Source organism: Streptomyces sp. NPDC024698, assembly GCF_055559015.1.
Genome location: NZ_JBVHLK010000015.1, coordinates 1 through 22,366, shown reverse-complemented (window position 1 = coordinate 22,366; position 22,366 = coordinate 1). Strand labels below are relative to the sequence as shown.

Annotated in this window: 15 protein-coding genes; 12 read left to right on the top strand and 3 right to left on the bottom strand. The window is 71.8% G+C overall.

Translation table 11 applies throughout. The features are described from left to right. Positions 1 to 10 precede the first annotated feature (10 nt). From ACZ4AA_RS27265 to ACZ4AA_RS27255, 3 genes are all read left to right on the top strand, one after another. Complete coding sequence (locus ACZ4AA_RS27265) at positions 11 to 1,438, top strand: NAD(P)/FAD-dependent oxidoreductase (RefSeq protein WP_467608384.1); 1,428 nt, start codon at positions 11 to 13, stop codon at positions 1,436 to 1,438. 126 nt (positions 1,439 to 1,564) lie between these two features. Continuing rightward, positions 1,565 to 2,023 (top strand): hypothetical protein, encoded by a 459-nt coding sequence (locus ACZ4AA_RS27260; RefSeq protein WP_467608381.1) that lies wholly within the window; start codon positions 1,565 to 1,567, stop codon positions 2,021 to 2,023. A 121-nt stretch (positions 2,024 to 2,144) separates the two neighbouring features. Further along, the gene (locus ACZ4AA_RS27255; protein WP_467608378.1) at positions 2,145 to 3,980 is read left to right on the top strand and encodes a chitinase; all 1,836 of its coding nucleotides are present in this window, start codon (positions 2,145 to 2,147) and stop codon (positions 3,978 to 3,980) included. Here ACZ4AA_RS27255 and ACZ4AA_RS27250 read toward each other — a convergent pair. Continuing rightward, entirely contained in the window at positions 3,919 to 4,569 is a 651-nt protein-coding gene (locus ACZ4AA_RS27250) for a phosphatase PAP2 family protein (protein WP_467608374.1), read from the bottom strand. The two genes, ACZ4AA_RS27255 and ACZ4AA_RS27250, sit on opposite strands and share 62 nt — an antisense overlap. A 455-nt stretch (positions 4,570 to 5,024) precedes the next feature. Continuing rightward, positions 5,025 to 6,359, bottom strand: coding sequence for a 4-aminobutyrate--2-oxoglutarate transaminase (gene gabT / locus ACZ4AA_RS27245; protein WP_467608370.1), 1,335 nt, complete (start codon positions 6,357 to 6,359; stop codon positions 5,025 to 5,027). Positions 6,360 to 6,527: 168 nt separating this feature from the next. Here gabT and ACZ4AA_RS27240 point away from each other — a divergent pair, with 168 nt between their 5' ends. The 4 genes from ACZ4AA_RS27240 to ACZ4AA_RS27225 all read left to right on the top strand — a co-directional run bounded on the left by ACZ4AA_RS27240 (position 6,528) and on the right by ACZ4AA_RS27225 (position 12,763). Beyond that, the gene (locus ACZ4AA_RS27240) at positions 6,528 to 6,674 is read left to right on the top strand and encodes a hypothetical protein (protein WP_467608367.1); all 147 of its coding nucleotides are present in this window, start codon (positions 6,528 to 6,530) and stop codon (positions 6,672 to 6,674) included. Positions 6,675 to 6,722: 48 nt separating this feature from the next. Then, on the top strand, positions 6,723 to 9,146 hold the full coding sequence (locus ACZ4AA_RS27235; protein ID WP_467608364.1) for a type IV secretory system conjugative DNA transfer family protein: 2,424 nt from the start codon (positions 6,723 to 6,725) through the stop codon (positions 9,144 to 9,146). A 243-nt stretch (positions 9,147 to 9,389) separates the two neighbouring features. Next, positions 9,390 to 11,048 (top strand): PucR family transcriptional regulator, encoded by a 1,659-nt coding sequence (locus tag ACZ4AA_RS27230; RefSeq protein WP_467608360.1) that lies wholly within the window; start codon positions 9,390 to 9,392, stop codon positions 11,046 to 11,048. A gap of 269 nt (positions 11,049 to 11,317) precedes the next feature. Next, a complete protein-coding gene (locus tag ACZ4AA_RS27225) occupies positions 11,318 to 12,763 on the top strand; it encodes an aldehyde dehydrogenase family protein (RefSeq protein WP_467608805.1) in 1,446 nt (481 codons plus the stop codon). A gap of 83 nt (positions 12,764 to 12,846) precedes the next feature. Here ACZ4AA_RS27225 and ACZ4AA_RS27220 read toward each other — a convergent pair whose 3' ends face one another. Continuing rightward, the gene (locus ACZ4AA_RS27220) at positions 12,847 to 14,034 is read right to left on the bottom strand and encodes a helix-turn-helix domain-containing protein (RefSeq protein ID WP_467608357.1); all 1,188 of its coding nucleotides are present in this window, start codon (positions 14,032 to 14,034) and stop codon (positions 12,847 to 12,849) included. A gap of 331 nt (positions 14,035 to 14,365) precedes the next feature. Here ACZ4AA_RS27220 and ACZ4AA_RS27215 point away from each other — a divergent pair, with 331 nt between their 5' ends. From ACZ4AA_RS27215 to ACZ4AA_RS27195, 5 genes are all read left to right on the top strand, one after another. After that, complete coding sequence (locus ACZ4AA_RS27215) at positions 14,366 to 16,297, top strand: acyl-CoA dehydrogenase family protein (protein WP_467608353.1); 1,932 nt, start codon at positions 14,366 to 14,368, stop codon at positions 16,295 to 16,297. Positions 16,298 to 16,454: 157 nt separating this feature from the next. Continuing rightward, positions 16,455 to 19,217 carry a preprotein translocase subunit SecA gene (gene secA / locus ACZ4AA_RS27210; RefSeq protein ID WP_467608350.1) on the top strand — a complete coding sequence of 921 codons (2,763 nt, stop codon included), beginning with the start codon at positions 16,455 to 16,457 and terminating at the stop codon, positions 19,215 to 19,217. A 192-nt stretch (positions 19,218 to 19,409) separates the two neighbouring features. Further along, positions 19,410 to 20,666, top strand: coding sequence for a 1-deoxy-D-xylulose-5-phosphate reductoisomerase (gene dxr, locus ACZ4AA_RS27205; protein WP_467608347.1), 1,257 nt, complete (start codon positions 19,410 to 19,412; stop codon positions 20,664 to 20,666). Next, positions 20,663 to 21,967 carry a M50 family metallopeptidase gene (locus tag ACZ4AA_RS27200; protein WP_467608345.1) on the top strand — a complete coding sequence of 435 codons (1,305 nt, stop codon included), beginning with the start codon at positions 20,663 to 20,665 and terminating at the stop codon, positions 21,965 to 21,967. The genes dxr and ACZ4AA_RS27200 overlap by 4 nt, the downstream gene beginning before the upstream one ends. A 169-nt stretch (positions 21,968 to 22,136) precedes the next feature. After that, the coding region (locus ACZ4AA_RS27195; protein ID WP_467608342.1) for a flavodoxin-dependent (E)-4-hydroxy-3-methylbut-2-enyl-diphosphate synthase at positions 22,137 to 22,366 on the top strand (230 nt) is incomplete at its 3' end.

Genomic DNA, 22,366 nt, shown 5'->3' with positions numbered 1-22,366 from the left:
AGTTGAAATCATGGCCCCGAGCGCCATGACCCGTGGTAATCAGTGGACGCGATCCCTTTCCGACGTCCAGCCGGTCTCCTACTGGCTGGACGACCCCGGCAAGCCCCGCCCCGAGCCCGCGCTCACCGGCGCCGAGACCTGCGATCTGCTCGTCGTCGGCGGCGGTTACAGCGGACTGTGGACGGCGCTGATCGCCAAGGAGCGCGACCCCGGGCGGGATGTCGTCCTGGTGGAGGGGCGCGAGGTGGGCTGGGCCGCCTCGGGCCGCAACGGCGGCTTCTGCGCCGCCTCCCTCACCCACGGCCTGTCCAACGGGCTCACCCGCTGGCCGGACGAGATCGCGAAGCTGGAGGAGCTGGGCGCCCGCAACCTCGACGAGATCGAGGCGGCCGTCGCCCGCTACTCCCTCGACTGCGACTTCGAGCGCAGCGGTGAGATCGACGTCGCCACCGAGCCGCACCAGGCGGCCGAACTGAGCGAGTGGCACGAGGAGCTGGAACGCAGGGGCCTCGCCGGAGGCATCGAGTTCCTCGACACCGACGCGGTACGGGAGCAGGTCGACTCCCCGACCTTCCTGGCCGGGCTGCACGACCGCCGCGGGGTGGCCATGCTGCACCCGGCCAAGCTGGCCTGGGGCCTCAAGCGGGCGTGCGTGGAGCTCGGCGTGCGGGTCTACGAGCACACGCCCGCCCTCGACCTGAAGCCGTCCGGCGCCGGGATGGCCGTCCGCACCCCGTACGGCTCCGTCCGCGCCCGCCGGGTGGCCCTCGGCACCAACATCTTCCCCAACCTGGTCAAGCGCGTCCGCTCGTACACCGTCCCGGTCTACGACTACGCGCTGATGACCGAGCCGCTCACCGCCGAACAGCTCGCCTCCGTCGGCTGGAAGAACCGTCAGGGGCTCGGCGACTCGGCGAACCAGTTCCACTACTTCCGGCTGTCGGCCGACAACCGGATCCTGTGGGGCGGCTACGACGCGATCTACCCGTACGGCGGGCGGGTGCGTGCCGAGTACGACGACCGCCCGGAGACCTACGCCAAGCTCGCCGAGCACTTCTTCACCTGCTTCCCGCAGCTGGAGGGCCTCCGCTTCTCGCACGCCTGGGGCGGCGCGATCGACACCTGCTCGCGCTTCTCGGCCTTCTTCGGCAGCGCCCACCAGGGCAAGGTCGCCTACGCGGCCGGCTACACGGGCCTCGGTGTGGGCGCCACCCGGTTCGGGGCCGAGGTGATGCTCGACCTGCTGGCGGGGGAGCACACCGAACGCACCGGGCTGGAGATGGTCCGCAGGAAGCCGCTGCCGTTCCCGCCCGAGCCGTTCGCCTGGACCGGCATCGCGCTCACCAAGTGGTCGCTGGCACGGGCGGACACGCACGGCGGCCGGCGCAATCTGTGGCTGCGCACGATGGACAAGCTGGGCCTCGGCTTCGACAGCTGACGGCACACGGACGGCAGGGTCGTGCACATCTCCGCCGATTCGTGGCCCGAACCCGCGTAATGCACGACCCGGACCTCCCTCTCCCCTGTGACGCGACCCGCGTCGACGCGAGAGGGAGGTTCCGTCATGACAGGGCCCAAGGCGGCGGTCGAGTGGCTGGCATCGGTGGCTCCGGACCCCGAGGCCTGCCGCTGGGAGTGGGAGCGCAATCCGCGGGGGATCGCGCTGCTGCCGGCGGGGAAGGCCTGGGACGTCCTGATCCTGCCGGGCGGGCTCGGCTACCCGACCCTCGACGTCCTGACCCGGGTGCTCGACCAGCCCGGTCCCGTGCTCGTCGACTTCGGTGACGCCCGGATGGGCTTCTTCGTGCCCGCTGGCACCGCGGCCCGCTGGCTGGGCACGGGGGTGCGTACGGCGGGCCACGGCACCTGGATCGTCGTGCCCTATCCCGGGCGGGCGACCGGCGGGGTCCGCTGGCTGGTCCCGCCGGACGGCTCGGGCACGCTCACGGACCCGGCGCTGCTCGAACTGGCCATGCACGAGGCGGCGGCGGCCCTCGCCGGAAACAGGAATCGGCGGGAGTGAGGAGCCGTTCCCGGCGGAGGTCCGAACTGCGTTGTCTGTCGCGGGACTTGACAACCGAATTGGTCTGGACCAAGTTGGGCGCGCGTTCCCTCCTCCAACTCCCCCATGCCCGGAGGCAGTCATGGACCCCACCCGACCCGGCAGATCCCTCGGGCGCCGTCGCCGCGGGCTGCTCGCCGCCTGTACGGCCACCGCCCTGGCCGTACCCGGCCTGGTCGCGCTCTCCTCGGCCGCCCGCGCGGCCGATGCCGACCTCGCCAGGAACGGCGGCTTCGAGTCCGGCCTGAGCGGCTGGAACTGCACGGCGTCGGCCATCGTCAACTCACCCGTGCACAGCGGCGGTTCGGCGATGACGGCGACCCCGGCCGGCAGCGACTACGCGCAGTGCTCGCAGACCGTGACGGTGAAGCCCGACGCCCAGTACACCCTCTCCGGCTACGTCCGGGGCAGCTACGTCTACCTCGGCGCGACCGGCACCGGGACGACCGACGTCAGCACCTGGACCCCGTCCGCCGCCGACTGGCAGCAGCTGAGCACCACCTTCCGCACCGGCGCGTCCACCACGCAGGTCACGATCTACACGCACGGCTGGTACGGCACCGGCGCCTACTGGGCCGACGACCTCTCGCTCACCGGCCCCGGCGTCGACGCCGGTCAGCCGCCGGCCGCGCCCACCGGTCTGACGGCCGGCCCGGTCACGTCCTCCTCGGTCGCGCTGTCCTGGACGGCGGTGCCCGGAGCGACCGGGTACGCCGTCTACCGCGACGGGGTCAAGGTCCAGAGCGTCACCGGAGCCTCGGTCACCGTCAGCGGGCTCGCGGCCTCCACCGCGTACTCCTTCCAGGTCGCCGCGACCAACGCCGCGGGCGAGTCCGCGAGGTCGGCCACCGTCACCGCGACCACCTCGGCGGGCTCGGGCGGCGGTGGCGGTGGCTCCTCCGACCTGCCCACGCACGCACTCGTCGGCTACCTCCACGCGAGCTTCGCCAACGGCGCCGGTTACACCCGCATGGCCGACGTGCCCGACAGCTGGGACGTCATCGACCTGGCCTTCGGCGAGCCGACCTCGATCACCTCGGGCGACATCCGCTTCAACCGCTGCCCGGTCGCCGAGTGCCCCACGGTCGAGAGCGACGCGGACTTCAAGGCGGCGATCAAGGCCAAGCAGGCGGCGGGCAAGAAGGTGCTGATCTCGATCGGCGGCCAGAACGGACAGGTCCAGCTCACCACCACGGCGGCCCGCGACACCTTCGTCTCCTCGGTCTCGAAGATCATCGACACCTACGGCCTGGACGGTCTGGACATCGACTTCGAGGGCCACTCGCTCTCCCTGGACGCGAGCGACACCAACTTCAAGAGCCCGACCACCCCGGTGGTCGTGAACCTGATCTCCGCCCTGAAGACCCTGAAGGCCAAGTACGGCTCGAAGTTCGTCCTGAGCATGGCCCCGGAGACGTTCTTCGTCCAGCTCGGGTACCAGTACTACGGCACCGGCAAATGGGGCGGCCAGGACCCGCGCGCCGGCGCGTACCTCCCGGTGATCTACGCCCTGCGCGACGACCTGACCCTCCTGCACGTCCAGGACTACAACTCCGGGTCGATCATGGGCCTCGACAACCAGTACCACTCCATGGGCGGCGCCGACTTCCACATCGCGATGACCGACATGCTCCTGACCGGCTTCCCGGTCGCGGGCGACACGGCCAACGTCTTCCCGCCGCTGCGGCCGGACCAGATAGCCATCGGCATGCCCGCCACCACCAACGCCGGGAACGGCTACGTGTCCCCGGCCGAGGTCACCAAGACCCTCGACTGCCTCACCAGGAAGGCCAACTGCGGCTCGTACGCGACCCACGGCACCTGGCCGGGTCTGCGCGGTCTGATGACCTGGTCGGTCAACTGGGACCGGTTCGGAGGAGGGGAGTTCGCGCGGACCTTCGACGCGTACTTCGGCTGACGAAGAGCCACAGGGAGGTCAGCAGCACGGCACAGAGACACCAGCTGGCCACCACGTCCAGGGGCCAGTGGTAGCCGCGCCTGACCAGGCCGAAGGCCACGCACGCGTTCAGCGCCGCGCACACGCACAGCAGCGCGCCCCGGGCGCCCGCCGTGCGGAGCAGGGGCAGCAGGAGCAGGGTCGCGGCGCCGTACGCGACGGCGGCGGTGGCCGTGTGCCCCGAGGGATAGAAGCCGGTGCCGGGTCCCATGACCGGGGGGCCCGGCCTGGCGATCAGTTCCTTCAGGGGCACGACCACCGCCGGGACGAGGACCATCAGGACCGCGGCGGCGGCCGGTGGCAGCCACCACCGGTCCATACCGGTGGCGCGCCGGCGCAGGGCGACGTGCACGAGCGCCAGGACGAGCACCGGGACCGCGACCTGGACACTGCCCAGATCGGCGAGCAGTTCGGAGAGCCGGTCCGGGTGGACGAGGGCGCCGCTCAGCCGTTCGTCCAGGCGCACCAGCGGGCCGCCCGCCACGACCTGCCAGGTGATGAGGACGAAGCAGAGCGAGGGCAGGCCGAGGAGGAGGGGCGTGCGGGGCATGGGGGACAGCCTGCCATTGCCCGCAGTCGTCGAGGACGAGGCGTCGGCGAATGTCAGGGAGTCGGCCGCCCCGGAACAGGGGGGGTGGTTCCGGGGCGGCCGCCGGGACCGGAACACCGCGCGCCCCGGGGGGTTTGGGGCGGGCGGCCGTCCGATCGGTGAGGAGAACCGGAGCCGCAAGCTCCGGGTGTGTGCGCGAGGGCACGACCAGGGCGAAGCTGGGGAGGCCTCGGCCCGGTGCAGCCCACAGTCCCCTGTGGGCGGGTCCATCCCTGATCTGGGTAGAACCTACGGCAGGGTGCGCGGCTCCGACAGACGGATTCGCGTCCCGCCATGCACCTCGCACACCTTCTTCACACGCCCCCACGGGAACGCCGCAGCGCCGGAACCCCCGCGGTCTCCGCCCGTGGGCGGTTCCGGGGTTCCGGCGCTGCGGCGCTCGGACGCTTCTCGCGTCAGATGCGGGAGAAGGCCTGCTCGATGATGTCGAGACCCTCGTTGAGGAGGTCCTCGCCGATGACCAGCGGGGGCAGGAAGCGAAGGACGTTGCCGTAGGTGCCACAGGTCAGGACCAGCAGGCCCTCCTGGTGGCAGGCCTTGGCGAGCGCGCCGGCCGCCTCCGGGTTCGGCTCCTTGGTGGCCGGGTCCTTGACGAGCTCGATCGCGATCATGGCGCCGCGGCCGCGGACCTCGCCGATGATCTCGAACTTCTCCGCCATGGCGCCGAGGCGGGTCTTCATGACCGACTCGATGTGCTTCGCCTTGGCGTTGAGGTCGAGCTCCTTCATCGTCTCGATCGCGCCGAGCGCGGCGGCGCAGGCCACCGGGTTGCCGCCGTAGGTGCCGCCCAGGCCGCCCGAGTGCGCGGCGTCCATGATCTCGGCGCGGCCCGTCACGGCGGCGAGCGGCAGACCGCCCGCGATGCCCTTGGCGGTCGTGATCAGGTCCGGGACGATGCCCTCGTCCTCACAGGCGAACCACTGGCCGGTGCGGCAGAAGCCGGACTGGATCTCGTCCGCGACGAAGACGATGCCGTTGTCCTTGGCGAACTGGCTGATGGCCGGAAGGAAGCCCTTCGCGGGCTCGATGAAGCCGCCCTCGCCGAGTAGCGGCTCGATGATGATCGCGGCGACGTTGTCGGCGCCGATCTGCTTGTTGATCATGTCGATGGCCTGGGCGGACGCCTCGGCACCCGCGTTCTGCGGGCCGGTCAGCCAGCGGTAGCCGTAGGCGACCGGTACGCGGTAGACCTCGGGCGCGAACGGACCGAAACCGTTCTTGTACGGCATGTTCTTGGCGGTCAGCGCCATCGTGAGGTTCGTACGGCCGTGGTAACCGTGGTCGAACACGACGACGGCCTGGCGCTTGGTGTACGCGCGGGCGATCTTGACGGCGTTCTCGACGGCCTCGGCACCCGAGTTGAACAGGGCGGACTTCTTGGCGTGGTCGCCCGGGGTCAGCTCGGCGAGCGCCTCGGCGACGGCGACGTACCCCTCGTACGGCGTGACCATGAAGCAGGTGTGGGTGAAGTCCTGGAGCTGGGCGGAGGCCCGGCGCACGACGGCCTCGGCGCTCGCGCCGACCGACGTCACGGCGATGCCGGAGCCGAAGTCGATGAGGCGGTTGCCGTCGACGTCCTCGATGATCCCGCCGCCGGCGCGCGTGGTGAAGACGGGGAGCACCGAGCCCACTCCGGCCGCGACCACGGCGGCGCGTCGGGCCTGCAACTCCTGCGACTTCGGGCCGGGAATGGCGGTGACGACGCGGCGCTCCTGCGGAAGGGCGGTCATGAGGGGCTCCCTGATGATGAGGCGAACCGGACGGGTCCCCGGCGAACGCGGGGGGTGGTCCGGGCGGGGGGTTTTCGGACGCTTGCCAGCTTTCTTCGCAGGCTAGAGCCGAGGGGGGGTGCTCGGCATGCGCCATGTGGGCGTTGTCGGAACAATCCGTTGTCCGTGATGGACATAGCGACCGACCGGGCGACGGACGGAACGGTGGACAGGACGGTGGCCGGCGCGGTGGCCCGCGAGGAGCGGGCGCGCGGTGGCCGGTCCCGGCGCGAGAGCGGCCGTGTAAACGGTGAACTCGCCCCGCGGGACCACTAGATTGACCTGAGAGCGACAGGCGGACGGGCTGGTCAGGGGGCGCACACGATGGACTTCGACGGTACGCGCGACGCACGAGGCACGCATGCCGATCCCGTGCCTCGTCCGGCCGCACCCCCGGGGCAGTCCGCGGGCCCCGGCGCCGCTCCGCCCAAGCCCCCGGGCCCGCCGCCCGCGCCCGGCGTCCCGTCGGCGTCCCGGCCGGCCGTGCGCGACTGGCTCGACGCCCCCCGACCCGAGGCCGCACCCGGGATCTGGCGGTACGGCTACGTCGCCCCCAAGGCGTCCAAGGAACGCGGGCGGCTGCCCTCCGTGACCATCGTCGGCCTGGTGCTCCCCCTGGTCATCGGGCTGATCGTCTGGTCCCTGTGGCGCCGAGGGAACGTCCCCTATCAGCTGGTCGTGCTGAAACTGTTCACGCCGGAGGGCTGGTGGTGGGGCGGGACGACCGCGCCGAAGTCCTGGCAGGGCGTGGACGCGATCGTCGTCTACGACGGCCTCTTCTTCGCCGCGCTCGTCTACACGATGGGACGGCTCGGAAGCTGGCGCGAGATCGCCCATCACTTCGTCGTACGGCGCGCGCAGCCGGGCCGGGCCCTCGTCGCGGCCCTGGCGGCCCTGGTGACCATGACGTTCGTCTGGCCGGACGCGTTTCCGGGCGTCGGGTGGGACCCCCTGCCGATCGTCAATCCGGTGCTGTCCCTGGTGGCGCTGATCGCCGGCGGGGACGACGTGTTCCAGTCGCTCGCGATCAGCTACGGCGTCTACACGCTGATCACCGCGCTCGTCCTGCTGCCCTTCGCCAAACTGGGCGGATGGTGGCCGCTCGTCGTGGAGCGGCTCGGATCCCGTCCGGCCGCGGCGGTCGGCGCGGTCCCGGCGCCGGCCGGGCCGCCCGAGCCCTCGGGGCCCCCCTCCGCATGGCCCGAACTGAGGGCCGCCGGACAGCACGAGGCGGCGCAGCTCCTGTCCTCCGAGGTACTGACCGAGCGCATGAACGACGTGGACTGCGCGCGGATCCTGCGCGCCTGGGACGCGGCCGGGCATGACGGACAGCTCACCCGCTTCAGCGACACCGTGCTCAGGCGGGGCGCCGCGGCCTGGACCCATCCGTCCGGAGACCGCGACCTGCCCGTTCGCGCGGCCGCGCACGACCTGCTCGCCGCCCAGGTGCGGCTCGGCCGGTGGGTCGCCCGGGAACGCACCCCGCTCGCCTACTCCGGCGCGGGCGCCGCCCTCGGCCCGACGACCCTCGGCACCTCCCTCCTCGCCGTCGGACCCGCGGGTTCGGGCAAGACACGCCACCTCGTGCGGCCCGTCGCCGAATCCCTCGGGCTCCAGGCACTCACCGCGCGCTGCGCCGTCGTCGTCGTGGCCGCCGCCGGGACACCTCTGGGCCCCGAGGCGGCGTACGACGTCGTCGTCAAGCTCGGCGACCCCGGGTCGGTCCACGACCTGGACCCCTACGCCGACAGCGACGACCCCGACGAGGCCGCCGCCTTCCTCGCGGAAGGCCTGGTCGGGAGCGTCGACGGCGTCGACGTCCGGCGCGCCGCCACGGCCCTGGCCCAGCTCCTCGGCCCCTACCGTGCCGTGCACGGCACGTTCCCGACGATCCCCGTGCTGCGCGAACTGCTCGACGGAGAGCCCGCGCTGCTGGAGCCGCTGCGGCACGACCTGTCGGCCGGGGGCCACCCCGCGATGCTCCGCGAGCTGGAGGCACGCCTGCGCCAGAGCGGCGGCCCGAACGACCCCGGTCCCGTGCTGGCCGACCGGCTGGCGCTGCTGGACCGGCCCGTCTTCGCGGACTTCTTCGGTTCGGGCACCGGCGCCCGGCCGTTCTCGCTCCGGGCGGTGGCCCACCATCCGCTGCGCGTCCGCGTCGACCTGCCGGAACGCGGCTACGAAGAGGCCTCCCAGCTGATCACCCGGCTGCTGCTCGCCCAGTTCGCCGCCGTCGTGCGCGGCGGCGACCGGCGCAGGCACTTCGCCTGCCTGGTCCTCGACGACGCGACCGGCGCGCTGACCGCCGAGACCGTACGCCGTATCCAGGGCCTGCGGGCGCACAACGCCGGAGTGGTCCTCGCCCTGCGGAGCATCGGCGACCTCCCCGAGGCCCTGCACGGACCGCTGTACGGCGCGGTCGGCTGCCGTATGGCCTTCTCCGGCGTCACGACCTGGGACGGCGGCCGTTTCGCCGAGTCCTGGGGCACCGAGTGGGTGGAGACGCGGGACGTGGCCAAGCACACCGTCTTCGCCGACCAGCCCATGACCCGGGCCATCCACGCGCTGCGCAAGCTGGTGACCGGCAAGGCGGTGACCACGGACGCCGTCACCGTGCGTCAGGTCGAACGGGAACGCTGGTCCGCTTCCGAACTGGCCCACGCGGTCCCGCCCGGGCACGCCGTGCTGTCGCTGACCAGCGTGAAGGGGGAGCACGCTCCGCCGCTCCTTGTGGACCTACGGGGCTGACGGCGGGCGGAGCGTGGCGCGTGACCGGTGGCGGCGGCCGCCGGCGCTCGTCGGGCGGCCGATGGCGGGCGATGGGTGGCGCGTATGGGGTGGAACGTATGAATATACCGACCTGCTGACCAGGGGGAATGAGCGTGAGCGCACGCGGTGACCGTACGGTGAGGCAGAATCGACACAGGTCGTTCATACGCCGCGGCCAAAAGATCACAGAGATCACCGAGCTCACACCGACCTGAAGGCCTCATGCCCCCCACGCTCGCCTCGCTCGTCCACCACTCCGCGCTCAAGCTCACGGTGCGTGCGGGCGAGGACCGCCTGGACGTGCCGGTCCGCTGGGCCCATGTCAGCGAGCTCGCCGACCCCGTGCCGTACATGGAGGGCGGGGAACTGCTGCTGATCACCGCGCTCAAGCTGGACGCGGACGACCCCGACGTCATGCGGCGGTACGTGAAGCGGCTGGCCGATGCCGGAGTCGTCGGGATCGGCTTCGCCGTCGGCGTCAACTACGACGAGATCCCCAAGGCGCTCGTCGACGCGGCCGAGGAAGAGGGACTGCCGCTCCTGGAAGTGCCCCGGCGCACCCCCTTCCTCGCCATCAGCAAGGCCGTGTCCGCCGCCATCGCCGCCGATCAGTACCGGGCCGTCACCGCCGGGTTCGCCGCCCAGCGCGAACTCACCAAGCAGGCGCTGAACGACGGGCCGGAGGGACTGCTCGCCGCGCTCGCCGGACAGGTCGACGGCTGGGCGGCGCTCTACGACGCCTCCGGTTCCGTCGTCGCCGCGGCCCCGGACTGGGCCGGACGCCGGGCCGCCCGGCTCACCCCGGACGTGGAGCGGCTGCGCGAGCGGCCCGCGCCCGCGAGCTCGGTCGTGGGCGGCGAGGACCGCGTCGAACTGCACTCCCTCGGAACGGGACGCAGACCGCGCGCCGCGCTCGCCGTCGGCACCGCCGGCGCCCTCGGCACCGCCGAGCGCTACGCCGTGCACTCCGCGATCGCCCTGCTGACCCTCACCACCGAACGCTCCCGGTCCCTGCACGCCGCCGAACAGCGGATCGGCGCGGCCGTCCTCGGGATGCTGCTCGCCGGGGAACCCGACCACGCGCGGGCCGTCGCGGGAGACCTGTACGGCGAACTGCTCGACGCCCCCTTCCGTCTGATCATCGCCGAGTCGGTGTCCGCGTCGGCCGGGCGGGCGCACGCCGACGGTCACGCCCGCGTGGGCGCCGCGGCACCCGCGAAGTCCGCCGTCGCCGTGCCGGACGTCAAGGGCGATCCGCTGGGCGCCCTCGCGGAGGTCGTCGAGTCCGCCGCCGTGCGCTCGGGGGAGTCCGTACTCGTCGTGCCCGACGGGGAGCGGCTGGTCGTCCTCGCCGTGGACGGGGGCGCGGCGGTCGCGGCCTGCGGGGACCACGCCGCGGCGCTGGAGTCCGCGCGCGCCGTTCCGCGTGAGCAGGGCGCCGGGGACGAGGGCGAACTCGTCGTCGGGCTCTCCGCACCCGCCGGTCCGATTGCCGCCCGCGCCGCCTACAAACAGGCCGAACAGGCCCTCTCCGTCGCCCGTCGACGCGGCCGGTTCCTCGTCGAGCACGAGGAACTGGCGGCCGGGTCCGTCGTGCCGCTGCTCGCGGACGACGCCGTGCGGGCGTTCGCCGACGGGCTCCTGCGGGCGCTCCACGAGCACGACGCCACCGGCCGCGGCGACCTGGTCGCCTCGCTGCGGGCCTGGCTGTCCCGGCACGGCCAGTGGGACGCGGCCGCCGCCGATCTCGGAGTCCACCGGCACACGCTGCGCTACCGCATGCGCAGGGTCGAGGAGATCCTCGGACGCTCGCTGGACGACCCCGACGTCCGGATGGAGCTCTGGCTCGCCCTGAAGGCCACGTCGGCGACGGGGGAGTGACGGGGCTTCCCGGCGACGCGACGGGTGGAGCGGACGCCCGGACGGCGGGTGCGGCAGCGGCCCGAGCAAGCTCGGTACGCGCCGTCGCCGGACGGCTCCGGCGATCAGTCCAAACCGGAGTATCCGGCCCCCTGACTGTTACGTGCCGGACAAACGTCCCTCGGTGGTCCCGGCCCTACCGTGGACGGGAAGCGCACCACCAGCAGGAACACCCCTCATCGTCACGCCTACGGAAGGGCCGGGACTCGCAGATGCCCCAGAACAAGAATGTGGGGGCCACCCACGCCTTCTGGCTCGCCGGCCGCCAGGCCACCGGTGAGACCACGTTCGACGTCACCTCGCCGTGGGACGGCCGGATCGTCGGGCAGGTCAGCGTGCCCACCGACGCCCAGGTCGAAGAGGCCGTGGCCGCCGCGTACGCCGTGCGCGACGAGTTCGCCGCCACCCCGGCCCACGTACGCGCCGCTGCCCTCGACCACGTCTCGCGCCGTCTGGCCGAGCGCACCGAGGAGATCGCGCAGCTCATCTCCGCCGAGAACGGCAAGCCGATCAAGTGGGCCCGCGGCGAGGTCGGCCGCGCGGTGTCCGTGTTCCGGTTCGCCGCCGAGGAGGCCCGCCGCTTCAACGGCGGCGAGGCGCAGCGCCTCGACACCGACGCCGGCGGCCAGGGGCGCCTCGCGCTCACCCGGCGCTTCCCCAAGGGTGTCGTCCTCGGTATCGCGCCCTTCAACTTCCCGCTGAACCTGTGCGCCCACAAGGTCGCCCCGGCCATCGCCGCCGGAGCCCCGATCATCCTGAAGCCGGCGCCCGCGACCCCGCTGTCCGGTCTGATCCTCGGCGACCTGCTGGCCGAGACCGACCTGCCCGCCGGTTCCTGGAGCATCCTGCCGGTCGCCAACGAGAAGATGCCCGCCCTGGTCCAGGACGAGCGCCTTCCCGTCATCTCCTTCACCGGTTCCGAGACCGTCGGTTACGCGATCATGGACTCGGTGCCGCGCAAGCACTGCACCCTGGAGCTGGGCGGCAACGGCGCGGCCGTCGTCCTCGCCGACTTCGCGAGCGACGCGGACCTCGACTGGGCCGCGACCCGGATCGCTACCTTCTCCAACTACCAGGGCGGCCAGTCCTGCATCTCGGTGCAGCGCGTGATCGCGGACGCCGCGGTGTACGAGCGGCTGCTGCCGCGCGTCGTCGCCGCCGTCGAGGCCCAGGTCACCGGTGACCCGTCCGACGCCACGACGGACGTCGGCCCGCTCGTCAGCGAGGCCGCGGCCGAGCGCGTCGAGTCCTGGGTGGACGAGGCCGTCGCGGCCGGCGCCACGCTGCTCACCGGCGGCAAGCGCGACGGCGCCTCCTACGCACCGACCGTCCTCGCCGACGTCCCGGCCGATGTCACGATCTCCTGCGAGGAGGTCTTCGGACCGGTCCTCACGGTGCAGAAGGTCGACGGCGAGGCGGCTGCCTTCGAGGCCGCGAACAACTCCAAGTACGGCCTCCAGACGGGCGTGTTCACGCACGACCTCCAGACCGCGTTCCGCGCGCACCGCGCCCTGGAGGTGGGCGGCGTCGTGATCGGCGACGTCCCGTCCTACCGCGCCGACCAGATGCCGTACGGCGGCGCGAAGCAGTCCGGCGTCGGCCGCGAGGGCGTCAAGTTCGCGATGGACGACTACACCTACGAGCGCGTGCTCGTCCTGACGGGTCTCGCTCTCTGACCGGACCCGACCGAGGCCGACGGCCCGAGCCCAACTGTGCGGGGGCTCGGGCCGTCGGCGTATCCGGTGCGGGGCACGGGAGTTCAGGGCTCGACGGAGCCCTCGGGGGAGCACTCCATCGCGTGGTACTTCGGGATCCGGCCGCAGACCGTCACCGTGCGGGGCGGGGCGCCGGAGTCGACGGGCAGCATGCCGGTGTAGGTATCGCGGTCCACGCGGACCGTGGCCGACAGTTCGAGGTCGTACTTGTCCTTGATGGTGACCGAGTCGCCCACCGCGCCGCTCTCGATGCGGCCCCAGACCGCCCCGCAGGCGGCGCTGTAGCGGAGTTCGATGTGCATGCCGCGCAGCCAGGTCTCGCGCGCGGTCGTGGCGTCCCACTGGCAGTCCATGGCCTGGGGGTCGCGTCGCTGGCAGGTGTCCTCGGAGCAGCCGGGCCGCGGGGTCTGCGGCGAGAGGTCGGCCGCACCGGGGGACGAGCCGCCGCCGGACGGGGCGCCGCCGAGCGCGAGCACGGTCGCGAGACTGCCCACCAGAGCACCGGCGGCGACCAGCCCGGCCCTGCGTATCCCGGGCCTCCAGTTCCGCCGGACGACCTGCCGCACATCGACCGGTGGCACCTCGGCCGGCGGCCCTTCGGCGGGCGACACCGCCACGGACGGTACCCGCAGGAAGCGTTCCGGCTCGGACGGCACCGGCAGGGGCCGCGCGGCCACGGACCGCACGGCGACGGGCCCCGCCGGGACGGGCTGCGCGGAGGCAGGTCGCGTGGCGGCGGACTGCGCGGAGACGGCCTCCGGCATCACGGGTTGTAAGGAGGCGAGTCGCACCGCGACCGGTGCCGCGGTCGCGGTCGCCGCCGTGGGGCCCGTGGTCGACAGGACCCCCTGGGTGCCCGCGTCGGCCCCGGTCCCGGCCGCTGCCCCGCCGGTCGCCCCGGTCCCGGCCGCTGCCCGGCCGGTCGCCCCCGCCTCCGCCGAAGCCCCGGTTCCGCCCGTCCCGCCCGCCCCCGCCGGTTCCAGAACCCGCTCCAGCAGTCCGAGCAGGAAGTCCGCGTCCGCGTCCATGACGGCGGCGAACTCCTCCAGGGCCACCGTGGTGGGCAGCTGCTTGCCGTTGAGGAAGCGTTCCCATGACGAGCGGCTGTAGTGCGTCTTGCCGGCCAGGCGCCCGAAACTGAGTCCGGACTTCTCCTTCAGCCGCCGCAGCTCGACCGCGAGCGCCTCTCTGTCCGATGGCTCGCCACCGCCGCCCCCCTGACTTCTGGTCACTCTGGTCCCCCGTTGCACATGGCTCTCGCCCACTGCGTAGAACGGGGTGATTATCGCTCATGTGTACGTTCGGATCCGGTCGTGCCGAGAGCCGTCGAGGCGCTTCGGCGAGCGCGTTCTCGCGGCAGCTGCTCCCCGGGCCGTCGTGGCGGCGATTCGCCGGTGCGCACCGGTCCCCGGTGCGGCGAAGGTGGCCGGTGCACGGGGAGCCCATTGGGCCGAACGCTGCGCGAGGACTGGTGGGGACATCCGGAATCAGGTAAATACGATCGAGTAGAACCGGTCGGTAATGGACTGTCCCAAGATCCCTATTCGCGGCGAGGTGAGCCTCATGTCCGCAACACCCCACCAGCCCACCGTCACTGAACGTGAGGCCCGACAAGTCGCCGAGGCCGCGCGCGAACAGGGCTGGCAGAAGCCCAGCTTCGCCAAGGAACTCTTCCTCGGCCGCTTCCGGCTCGACCTCATCCACCCCCACCCGCTCCCGGCCGAGGAGGACGTCCAGCGCGGCGAGGAGTTCCTGGCCAAACTGCGGGACTTCTGCGAGACGAAGATCGACTCCGCCCGGATCGAGGCCGAGGCCCGGATCCCGGACGAGACCATCACCGGGCTCAAGGAGCTCGGCGCCCTCGGCATGAAGATCGACACCAAGTACGGCGGCCTCGGCCTCACCCAGGTGTACTACAACAAGGCCCTCGCCCTGGTCGGCTCCGTGAACCCGGCACTGGGCGCGCTGCTCTCCGCCCATCAGTCGATCGGCGTACCGCAGCCCCTGAAACTCTTCGGCACCCAGGAACAGCGGGACACCTTCCTGCCCCGCTGCGCCCGCACCGACATCTCCGCCTTCCTGCTCACCGAGCCGGACGTCGGCTCCGACCCGGCGCGGCTGGCCACGACCGCCGTACCGGACGGCGACGACTACATCCTCGACGGGGTGAAACTCTGGACGACCAACGGTGTCGTCGCGGACCTCCTCGTCGTCATGGCCCGCGTCCCGAAGTCCGAGACCGGCAAGGGCGGCATCACGGCCTTCGTGGTGGAGGCCTCCTCGGAGGGCGTCACCGTCGAGAACCGCAACGCGTTCATGGGCCTGCGCGGCCTGGAGAACGGCGTCACCCGCTTCCACCGGGTGCGGGTGCCGGCCGCCAACCGCATCGGACCCGAGGGGGCGGGCCTGAAGATCGCCCTCACCACCCTCAACACCGGCCGCCTCTCGCTGCCCGCCATGTGCGCGGGGGCGGGCAAGTGGTGTCTGAAGATCGCCCGCGAGTGGACGTCGGTGCGCGAGCAGTGGGGCAAGCCGGTCGCCTTCCACGAGGCCGTGGGCGCCAAGATCTCCTTCATCGCGGCCACCACCTTCGCCCTGGAGGCGGTCCTCGACCTGTCGTCGCAGATGGCCGACGAGAACCGCAACGACATCCGCATCGAGGCCGCCCTCGCCAAGCTGTACGGCTCCGAGATGGCCTGCCTGATGGCCGACGAGCTCGTCCAGATCCGCGGCGGCCGAGGCTTCGAGACGGCCGCGTCGCTGGCGGCCCGCGGCGAACGCGCGGTCCCCGCCGAACAGGTCCTGCGCGACCTGCGCATCAACCGCATCTTCGAGGGCTCCACCGAGATCATGCACCTGTTGATCGCCCGGGAGGCCGTCGACGCCCACCTCTCGGTGGCCGGTGACCTCATCGATCCCGACAAGTCCCTCTCGGAGAAGGCGAAGGCGGGCGCGAACGCCGGTGTCTTCTACGCCAAGTGGCTCCCGAAGCTGGTCGCGGGTCCCGGCCGGCTCCCCGGTACGTACGGCGAGTTCCGGCACGACGTGGACCTCTCCACCCATCTGCGCTACGTCGAGCGCAGCTCCCGCAAGCTCGCCCGGTCCACCTTCTACGCGATGTCGCGCTGGCAGGGCCGGATGGAGACCAAGCAGGGCTTCCTGGGCCGGATCGTCGACATCGGCGCCGAGCTGTTCGCGATGAGCGCGGCCTGCGTACGGGCCGAACTCCTGCGCACCCAGGGCGATCACGGGCGCGAGGCCTACCAGCTCGCCGACGCCTTCTGTCGTCAGTCCCGCATCCGTGTCGAGGAACTCTTCGGCCGCCTGTGGAGCAACACCGACGACGTCGACCGCAAGGTCGTCAAGGGCGTCCTGTCCGGCACCTACACCTGGCTGGAGGAAGGCGTCCTCGACCCGTCGGGCGACGGCCCCTGGATCGCCGACGCCACCCCGGGCGCCAGCACCAGGGAGAACGTCCACCGGCCCATTCGCTGACCCTCTCCCCGGTGGAGCGCAGCCCCCGTCCGCCGTCCCGCTGCTTGCCGCGCCGCAGCAGGGCGCCGACAATGAACGCGACGGCGAACGGGGAACTCCACCGCGACGCCCTGGCGGTTCCCCGGCACCGGCCGTGCCGGACTGCGAGGGACTTCCCATGCCAGTTAAAGGGTTCGAGGCCATCACCGGAAGGATCATGCGGGCGGGTGAGGGCCGGATGCTGCACCGCCTCGAACACCTCGCCGCCCAGGTCGGCTCCCTCGACGAGGGGTTCAGGACCCTGAGCGACGGGGAACTCCGGTCCCTCACGCCGGAGTTCAAGGAACGCCTCGCCGCCGGTGAGAGCCTGGACGACCTGCTGCCGGAGGCCTTCGCCGCGATGCGCGAGACCTCCCGCCGCGTCCTCGGCATGCGCCACTTCGACGTCCAGGTCATGGGCGGAGCGGCGCTGCATCTGGGCCACGTCGCCGAGATGCAGACGGGGGAGGGCAAGACACTCGTCGCCACCCTGCCCGTCTATCTCAACGCCCTGACCGGCCACGGCGTCCACCTCGTCACGGTCAACGACTACCTGGCCCGCCGGGACGCCGAGTGGATGGGGCGCGCGTACCGCTTCCTCGGCCTGAGCGTCGGCGTCCTGGAGACGGAGTCCACCCCCGCCGAACGCCGCGCCCAGTACGCCCGCGACGTCACCTACGGCACCAACACCGAGTTCGGCTTCGACTATCTGCGCGACAACATGGCCTGGTCCGCCGGTGAACTCGTCCAGCGCGGGCACCACTTCGCGATCGTGGACGAGGCCGACTCGATCCTCATCGACGAGGCGCGCACCCCGCTGATCATCTCCGGCCCGGCCGACCAGCCGACGCACTGGTACGAGGCCTTCGCCGCGTTCGCCGGGCACATGGACGGCGTACGGGTGCAGGAGGAACTGTTCACCGGCCCGGCCGACAAGGAACGCCTCGCCCTGCTGCGGACCCGGCACGACTACGAGTACGACCCGAAGAAACGCACCGTGTCGATCCTGGACCCCGGTGTCGACTTCCTCCAGGACCAGCTCGGCATCGACAGCCTCTACGAGTCCGACCACACCCCGCTCATCGGACACCTGAACAACGCCCTCAAGGCCAAGGAGCACTTCAAGCGCGACAAGGACTACGTCGTCGTGGACGGCGAGGTGCTGATCGTCGACGAGCACACCGGCCGCATCCTGGCCGGCCGGCGCTACAACGAGGGACTCCACCAGGCCATCGAGGCCAAGGAGGGCGTCGCGATCAAGGCCGAGAACCAGACGCTCGCCACGATCACCCTCCAGAACTTCTTCCGCCTCTACGGCAAGCTCGCCGGCATGACCGGCACCGCCATGACCGAGGCGGCCGAGTTCCACCAGATCTATGACCTGCACGTCGTCCCGATCCCCACCAACCGGCCCATGGTCCGGCGCGACGACCCCGACCAGATCTACCGCACCGAGGAGGCGAAGTACGCGGCGATCCTCGCCGACATCGCCCGGCAGCACGAGGTGGGCCGCCCGGTTCTCGTCGGCACCACCTCCGTCGAGAAGTCCGAGGTCCTCTCCGCGCTGCTGCGCCGCCAGGGCGTCCGGCACGAGGTCCTCAACGCCAAGAACCACCGGCGCGAGGCCCGGATCGTCGCCCAGGCCGGCCGCCGGGGCGCGGTCACCGTCGCCACCAACATGGCCGGCCGCGGCACCGACATCATGCTCGGCGGCAATCCCGAGGCGATGGCGCTCGCCGAGGCGGGCGAGGACGCGGACCCCGGGGAGCGGAGCCGGGTGCTCGACCGGATCACCGCCGCGGCCGCCGCCGAGCACGACGAGGTCAAGGCACTCGGCGGCCTGTACGTCCTGGGCACCGAGCGTCACGAGTCCCGGCGCATCGACAACCAGCTGCGCGGCCGCTCGGGCCGCCAGGGCGACCCCGGCGCCTCGTGCTTCTACCTCTCCCTGGAGGACGACCTCCTGCGGCTGTTCCGGGCCGACGTCGTCGACCGCGTGATGTCCATGGCCCATGTCCCCGACGACGTACCGATCGAGAACAAGATGGTCACCCGCGCCATCGCCTCCGCCCAGGCGCAGCTCGAACAGCAGCACTTCGCTTCGCGCAAGGACGTCCTGAAGTTCGACGAGGTCCTCAACCGGCAGCGCACGCTCATCTACGCCCAGCGCCGCCGCGTCCTGGCGGGCGAGGACCTGAGCGAGCAGATCCGCCACTTCATGCAGGACACGGTCCGGGCCTACATCGAGCGCGAGACCGGCGAGGGCTTCGGCGAGGAGTGGGACCTGGAGCGGCTGTGGGCCGCCCTCCGGCAGCTCTACCCCGTGGGGATCACGGTCGGGGAACTGGAGGACCGCCACGGGAGCCGTGACGACCTGACCACCGAGCGGATCGTCGAGACGGTCACCGAGGACATCCGCGCCCGCTACGCCGATCGCGAGTCCGCACTCGGCTCCGGGCCCCTGCGCGACCTGGAGCGCCTCGTCGTCCTGTCCGTCCTCGACCGCAAGTGGCGCGAGCACCTCTACGAGATGGACTACCTGCGCGAGGGCATCGGGCTGCGCTGGACGCTCGGCCGCGAGCCGATCATCGAGTACGAGCGCGAGGGCTACGACCTGTACGGGGCCATGACCGACGCCATCAAGGAGGAGTCCGTCGGCTACGTCTTCAACCTCGGCGCCGAGGCCCCCGCCCCCGGAGCCCCGGAACGGCGCGAGGGCGCCGGCGGCCTCCTGTTCACGGCGCCGACCCTCGACACGGCCGAGGGGGTGGTCGAAGGCGCGTTCGCGCCCGCGCAGCCGCCCGCCCCCACGACCACCCCTCCCGGACCGCCCGGCGGACCGTCGGCGCGCGGGCGCCGCGGGCCGTCGAAGCCCGCGCCCAGGCGCCGCCACAAGCGCTGACCTGCGGATCAGTAGGGCCGGCGGACGTACGAGGGCCCCCGCGGGCGGACACCGGTCGGCACCGCGCCTACGGGACGCCCGTTCCCCGCCGGGGCCCCGCGGCACCGCCGGGCAGCACCGGTCACTGCGCGCGACACCGGGAATGAGGGACGCCCTGTCCTGCGGCCCACGCGTTGCGGCCACAATGGGGGGATGAGCGACAGTCCAGCCCCCCTCGCTGATCCGCATCTCGTCTTCGACCCCGTGCACGGAGTCAGGGATGTCGCGATCCTCGGATCCACCGGCTCGATCGGCACCCAGGCCATCGACCTCGTGCTGCGCAACCCCGACCGGTTCCGGGTCACCGCGCTGTCCGCCGCCGGCGGCAGGGTCGACCTGCTCGCCGAGCAGGCCCACCAGCTGCGGGTACGGACCGTCGCCGTGGCGCGCGAGGAGGCCGTCCCCGCGCTCAGGGAGGCACTCGCGGCCCGGTACGCACCCGGTGAGACCCTTCCCGACCTGCTGGCCGGACCCGACGCGGCCACCGAGGTCGCCGCCTCCGACTGCCACACCGTCCTCAACGGCATCACCGGGTCCATCGGTCTCGCGCCCACCCTCGCCGCGCTGGAGGCGGGCCGCACGCTGGCGCTCGCCAACAAGGAGTCGCTCATCGTCGGCGGGCCGCTGGTGAAGGCGCTGGCCGAGCCCGGCCAGATCATCCCGGTCGACTCCGAGCACGCGGCCCTCTTCCAGTCGCTCGCCTCCGGCACCCGCGCGGAGGTGCGCAAACTGGTCGTGACCGCGTCCGGGGGCCCGTTCCGCGGCCGGACGAAGGCGGAGCTGGCGGACGTGCGGCCGGCCGACGCCCTCGCGCACCCCACCTGGGCCATGGGCCCGGTCATCACCGTCAACTCCGCGACCCTGGTCAACAAGGGGCTGGAGGTCATCGAGGCACACCTCCTCTACGACATTCCCTTCGACCGCATTGAGGTGGTCGTGCACCCGCAGTCGTATGTCCACTCGATGGTGGAATTCACGGACGGCTCGACGATCGCCCAGGCGACGCCCCCCGACATGCGGGGGCCCATCGCCATCGGCATCGGCTGGCCCGAGCGCGTCCCGGACGCGGCGCCCGCCTTCGACTGGACGAAGGCGTCGAGCTGGGAGTTCTTCCCGCTCGACAACGACGCCTTCCCCTCCGTGGGACTCGCCCGGCACGTGGGGCAGCTCGCGGGCACGGCCCCGGCGGTGTTCAATGCCGCCAACGAGGAGTGCGTGGACGCGTTCCTGAACGGCACGCTGCCGTTCAACGGGATCATGGAGACCGTCACCCGGGTCGTCGAGGAACACGGCACACCGCGTACGGGAACTTCTCTGACCGTCGCGGACGTCCTCGAAGCGGAGACCTGGGCGCGCGCCCGGGCCCGAGAACTGACGGCACAGACCACAACCGCGGAGGCTCGTGCATGACGACCCTGATGATGATCCTCGGCATAGTCGTCTTCGTGCTCGGGCTGCTGATCTCGATCGCGTGGCACGAGCTGGGACATCTGTCGACGGCCAAACTCTTCGGCATCCGGGTGCCGCAGTACATGGTGGGCTTCGGGCCGACCATCTGGTCGCGCAAGAAGGGCGACACCGAGTACGGCGTCAAGGCCGTTCCGCTCGGCGGCTACATCCGCATGATCGGCATGTTCCCGCCCGGCCCCGACGGCCGGATCGAGGCCCGCTCGACCTCCCCCTTCCGGGGCATGATCGAGGACGCCCGGTCGGCCGCCTTCGAGGAACTGCAACCCGGGGACGAGACCCGCCTCTTCTACACGCGCAAGCCGTGGAAGCGCGTGATCGTGATGTTCGCCGGTCCCTTCATGAACCTCGTGCTCGCCGTCGCGATCTTCCTCGGCGTGATGATGACGTTCGGCGTCCAGACCCAGACCACCACGGTCGGCAAGGTCTCCGACTGCGTCATCCAGCAGAGCGAGAACCGCACGAAGTGCGCCCAGGACGACCAGGCGGCACCCGCCAAGGCCGCCGGCCTCAAGGGCGGCGACAAGATCGTCGCGTTCGACGGCAAGCCCGTCGCCGAATGGTCGGCCCTTCAGTCCGACATCCGGGCCAACCCCGGCAAGGACGTCACGATCACCGTCGAGCGCAAGGGACAGCAGCTCGCCCTGAAGGCCCACCTGATCAAGAACCAGGTGAGCAAGACCGACGGCAACGGCGGCTATGTCGAGGGCAAGTACGTGTACGCCGGCTTCCTCGGCTTCACGCCCGCCTCCGGCATCGTCCAGCAGTCCTTCGGCCAGTCCGTGACCCGCATGGGCGACATGATGCAGAACGGCATCGAGTCCCTGGTGTCGCTGCCCGGCAAGGTCCCCGACCTGTGGAACGCGGCCTTCGACGACGCACCGCGCAAGGCCGACTCCCCGATGGGCGTGGTCGGCGCGGCCCGCATCGGCGGCGACGTCTTCACCCTGGACATCCCCGCCTCGCAGCAGGTCGCGATGATGCTGCTGCTCGTCGCCGGGTTCAACCTCTCCCTGTTCCTGTTCAACATGCTCCCGCTGCTCCCGCTCGACGGCGGGCACATCGCGGGCGCCCTGTGGGAGTCGCTGCGGCGGAACCTCGCCCGGGTGCTGCGCCGCCCGGACCCGGGCCCGTTCGACGTGGCGAAGCTGATGCCGGTGGCCTACGTGGTGGCCGGGATCTTCGTCTGCTTCACGGTCCTCGTCCTGATCGCCGACGTGGTCAATCCCGTCAAAATCTCATAGTCGTACCGCGGGGACGACGGCCGGACACCTCGGGTGTCCGGCCGTCGTCCGTTGAGGGGGTTTGAACGCGGGGGCGTGATGTGCTCGCCGGCACGCTCGTACCGTAATCTCGAAGCCCGGAGCCCACGATTTCCGGGACCTTGATCCACAACTTGGGGTTGCACAGCAGATGACTGCGATTTCTCTCGGCATGCCGTCCGTTCCGACCAAGCTGGCCGAGCGCCGCAAGACCCGGCAGATCCAGGTCGGGACCGTCGCCGTGGGCGGAGACGCACCCGTCTCGGTGCAGTCGATGACGACCACGCGTACGTCGGACATCGGCGCCACGCTTCAGCAGATCGCCGAGCTGACCGCGTCCGGCTGCCAGATCGTGCGGGTCGCCTGCCCGACCCAGGACGA

What these genes read in the sequence shown, in the direction of transcription:
- ACZ4AA_RS27265 (WP_467608384.1), top strand. Translation starts at nt 11, where the DNA reads ATGGCCCCGAGCGCCATGACCCGTGGTAATCAGTGGACGCGATCCCTT.
- ACZ4AA_RS27260 (WP_467608381.1), top strand. Translation starts at nt 1,565, where the DNA reads ATGACAGGGCCCAAGGCGGCGGTCGAGTGGCTGGCATCGGTGGCTCCG.
- ACZ4AA_RS27255 (WP_467608378.1), top strand. Translation starts at nt 2,145, where the DNA reads ATGGACCCCACCCGACCCGGCAGATCCCTCGGGCGCCGTCGCCGCGGG.
- ACZ4AA_RS27250 (WP_467608374.1), bottom strand. Translation starts at nt 4,569, where the DNA reads ATGCCCCGCACGCCCCTCCTCCTCGGCCTGCCCTCGCTCTGCTTCGTC.
- gabT (WP_467608370.1), bottom strand. Translation starts at nt 6,359, where the DNA reads ATGACCGCCCTTCCGCAGGAGCGCCGCGTCGTCACCGCCATTCCCGGC.
- ACZ4AA_RS27240 (WP_467608367.1), top strand. Translation starts at nt 6,528, where the DNA reads ATGGACATAGCGACCGACCGGGCGACGGACGGAACGGTGGACAGGACG.
- ACZ4AA_RS27235 (WP_467608364.1), top strand. Translation starts at nt 6,723, where the DNA reads ATGGACTTCGACGGTACGCGCGACGCACGAGGCACGCATGCCGATCCC.
- ACZ4AA_RS27230 (WP_467608360.1), top strand. Translation starts at nt 9,390, where the DNA reads ATGCCCCCCACGCTCGCCTCGCTCGTCCACCACTCCGCGCTCAAGCTC.
- ACZ4AA_RS27215 (WP_467608353.1), top strand. Translation starts at nt 14,366, where the DNA reads ATGTCCGCAACACCCCACCAGCCCACCGTCACTGAACGTGAGGCCCGA.
- secA (WP_467608350.1), top strand. Translation starts at nt 16,455, where the DNA reads ATGCCAGTTAAAGGGTTCGAGGCCATCACCGGAAGGATCATGCGGGCG.
- dxr (WP_467608347.1), top strand. Translation starts at nt 19,410, where the DNA reads ATGAGCGACAGTCCAGCCCCCCTCGCTGATCCGCATCTCGTCTTCGAC.
- ACZ4AA_RS27200 (WP_467608345.1), top strand. Translation starts at nt 20,663, where the DNA reads ATGACGACCCTGATGATGATCCTCGGCATAGTCGTCTTCGTGCTCGGG.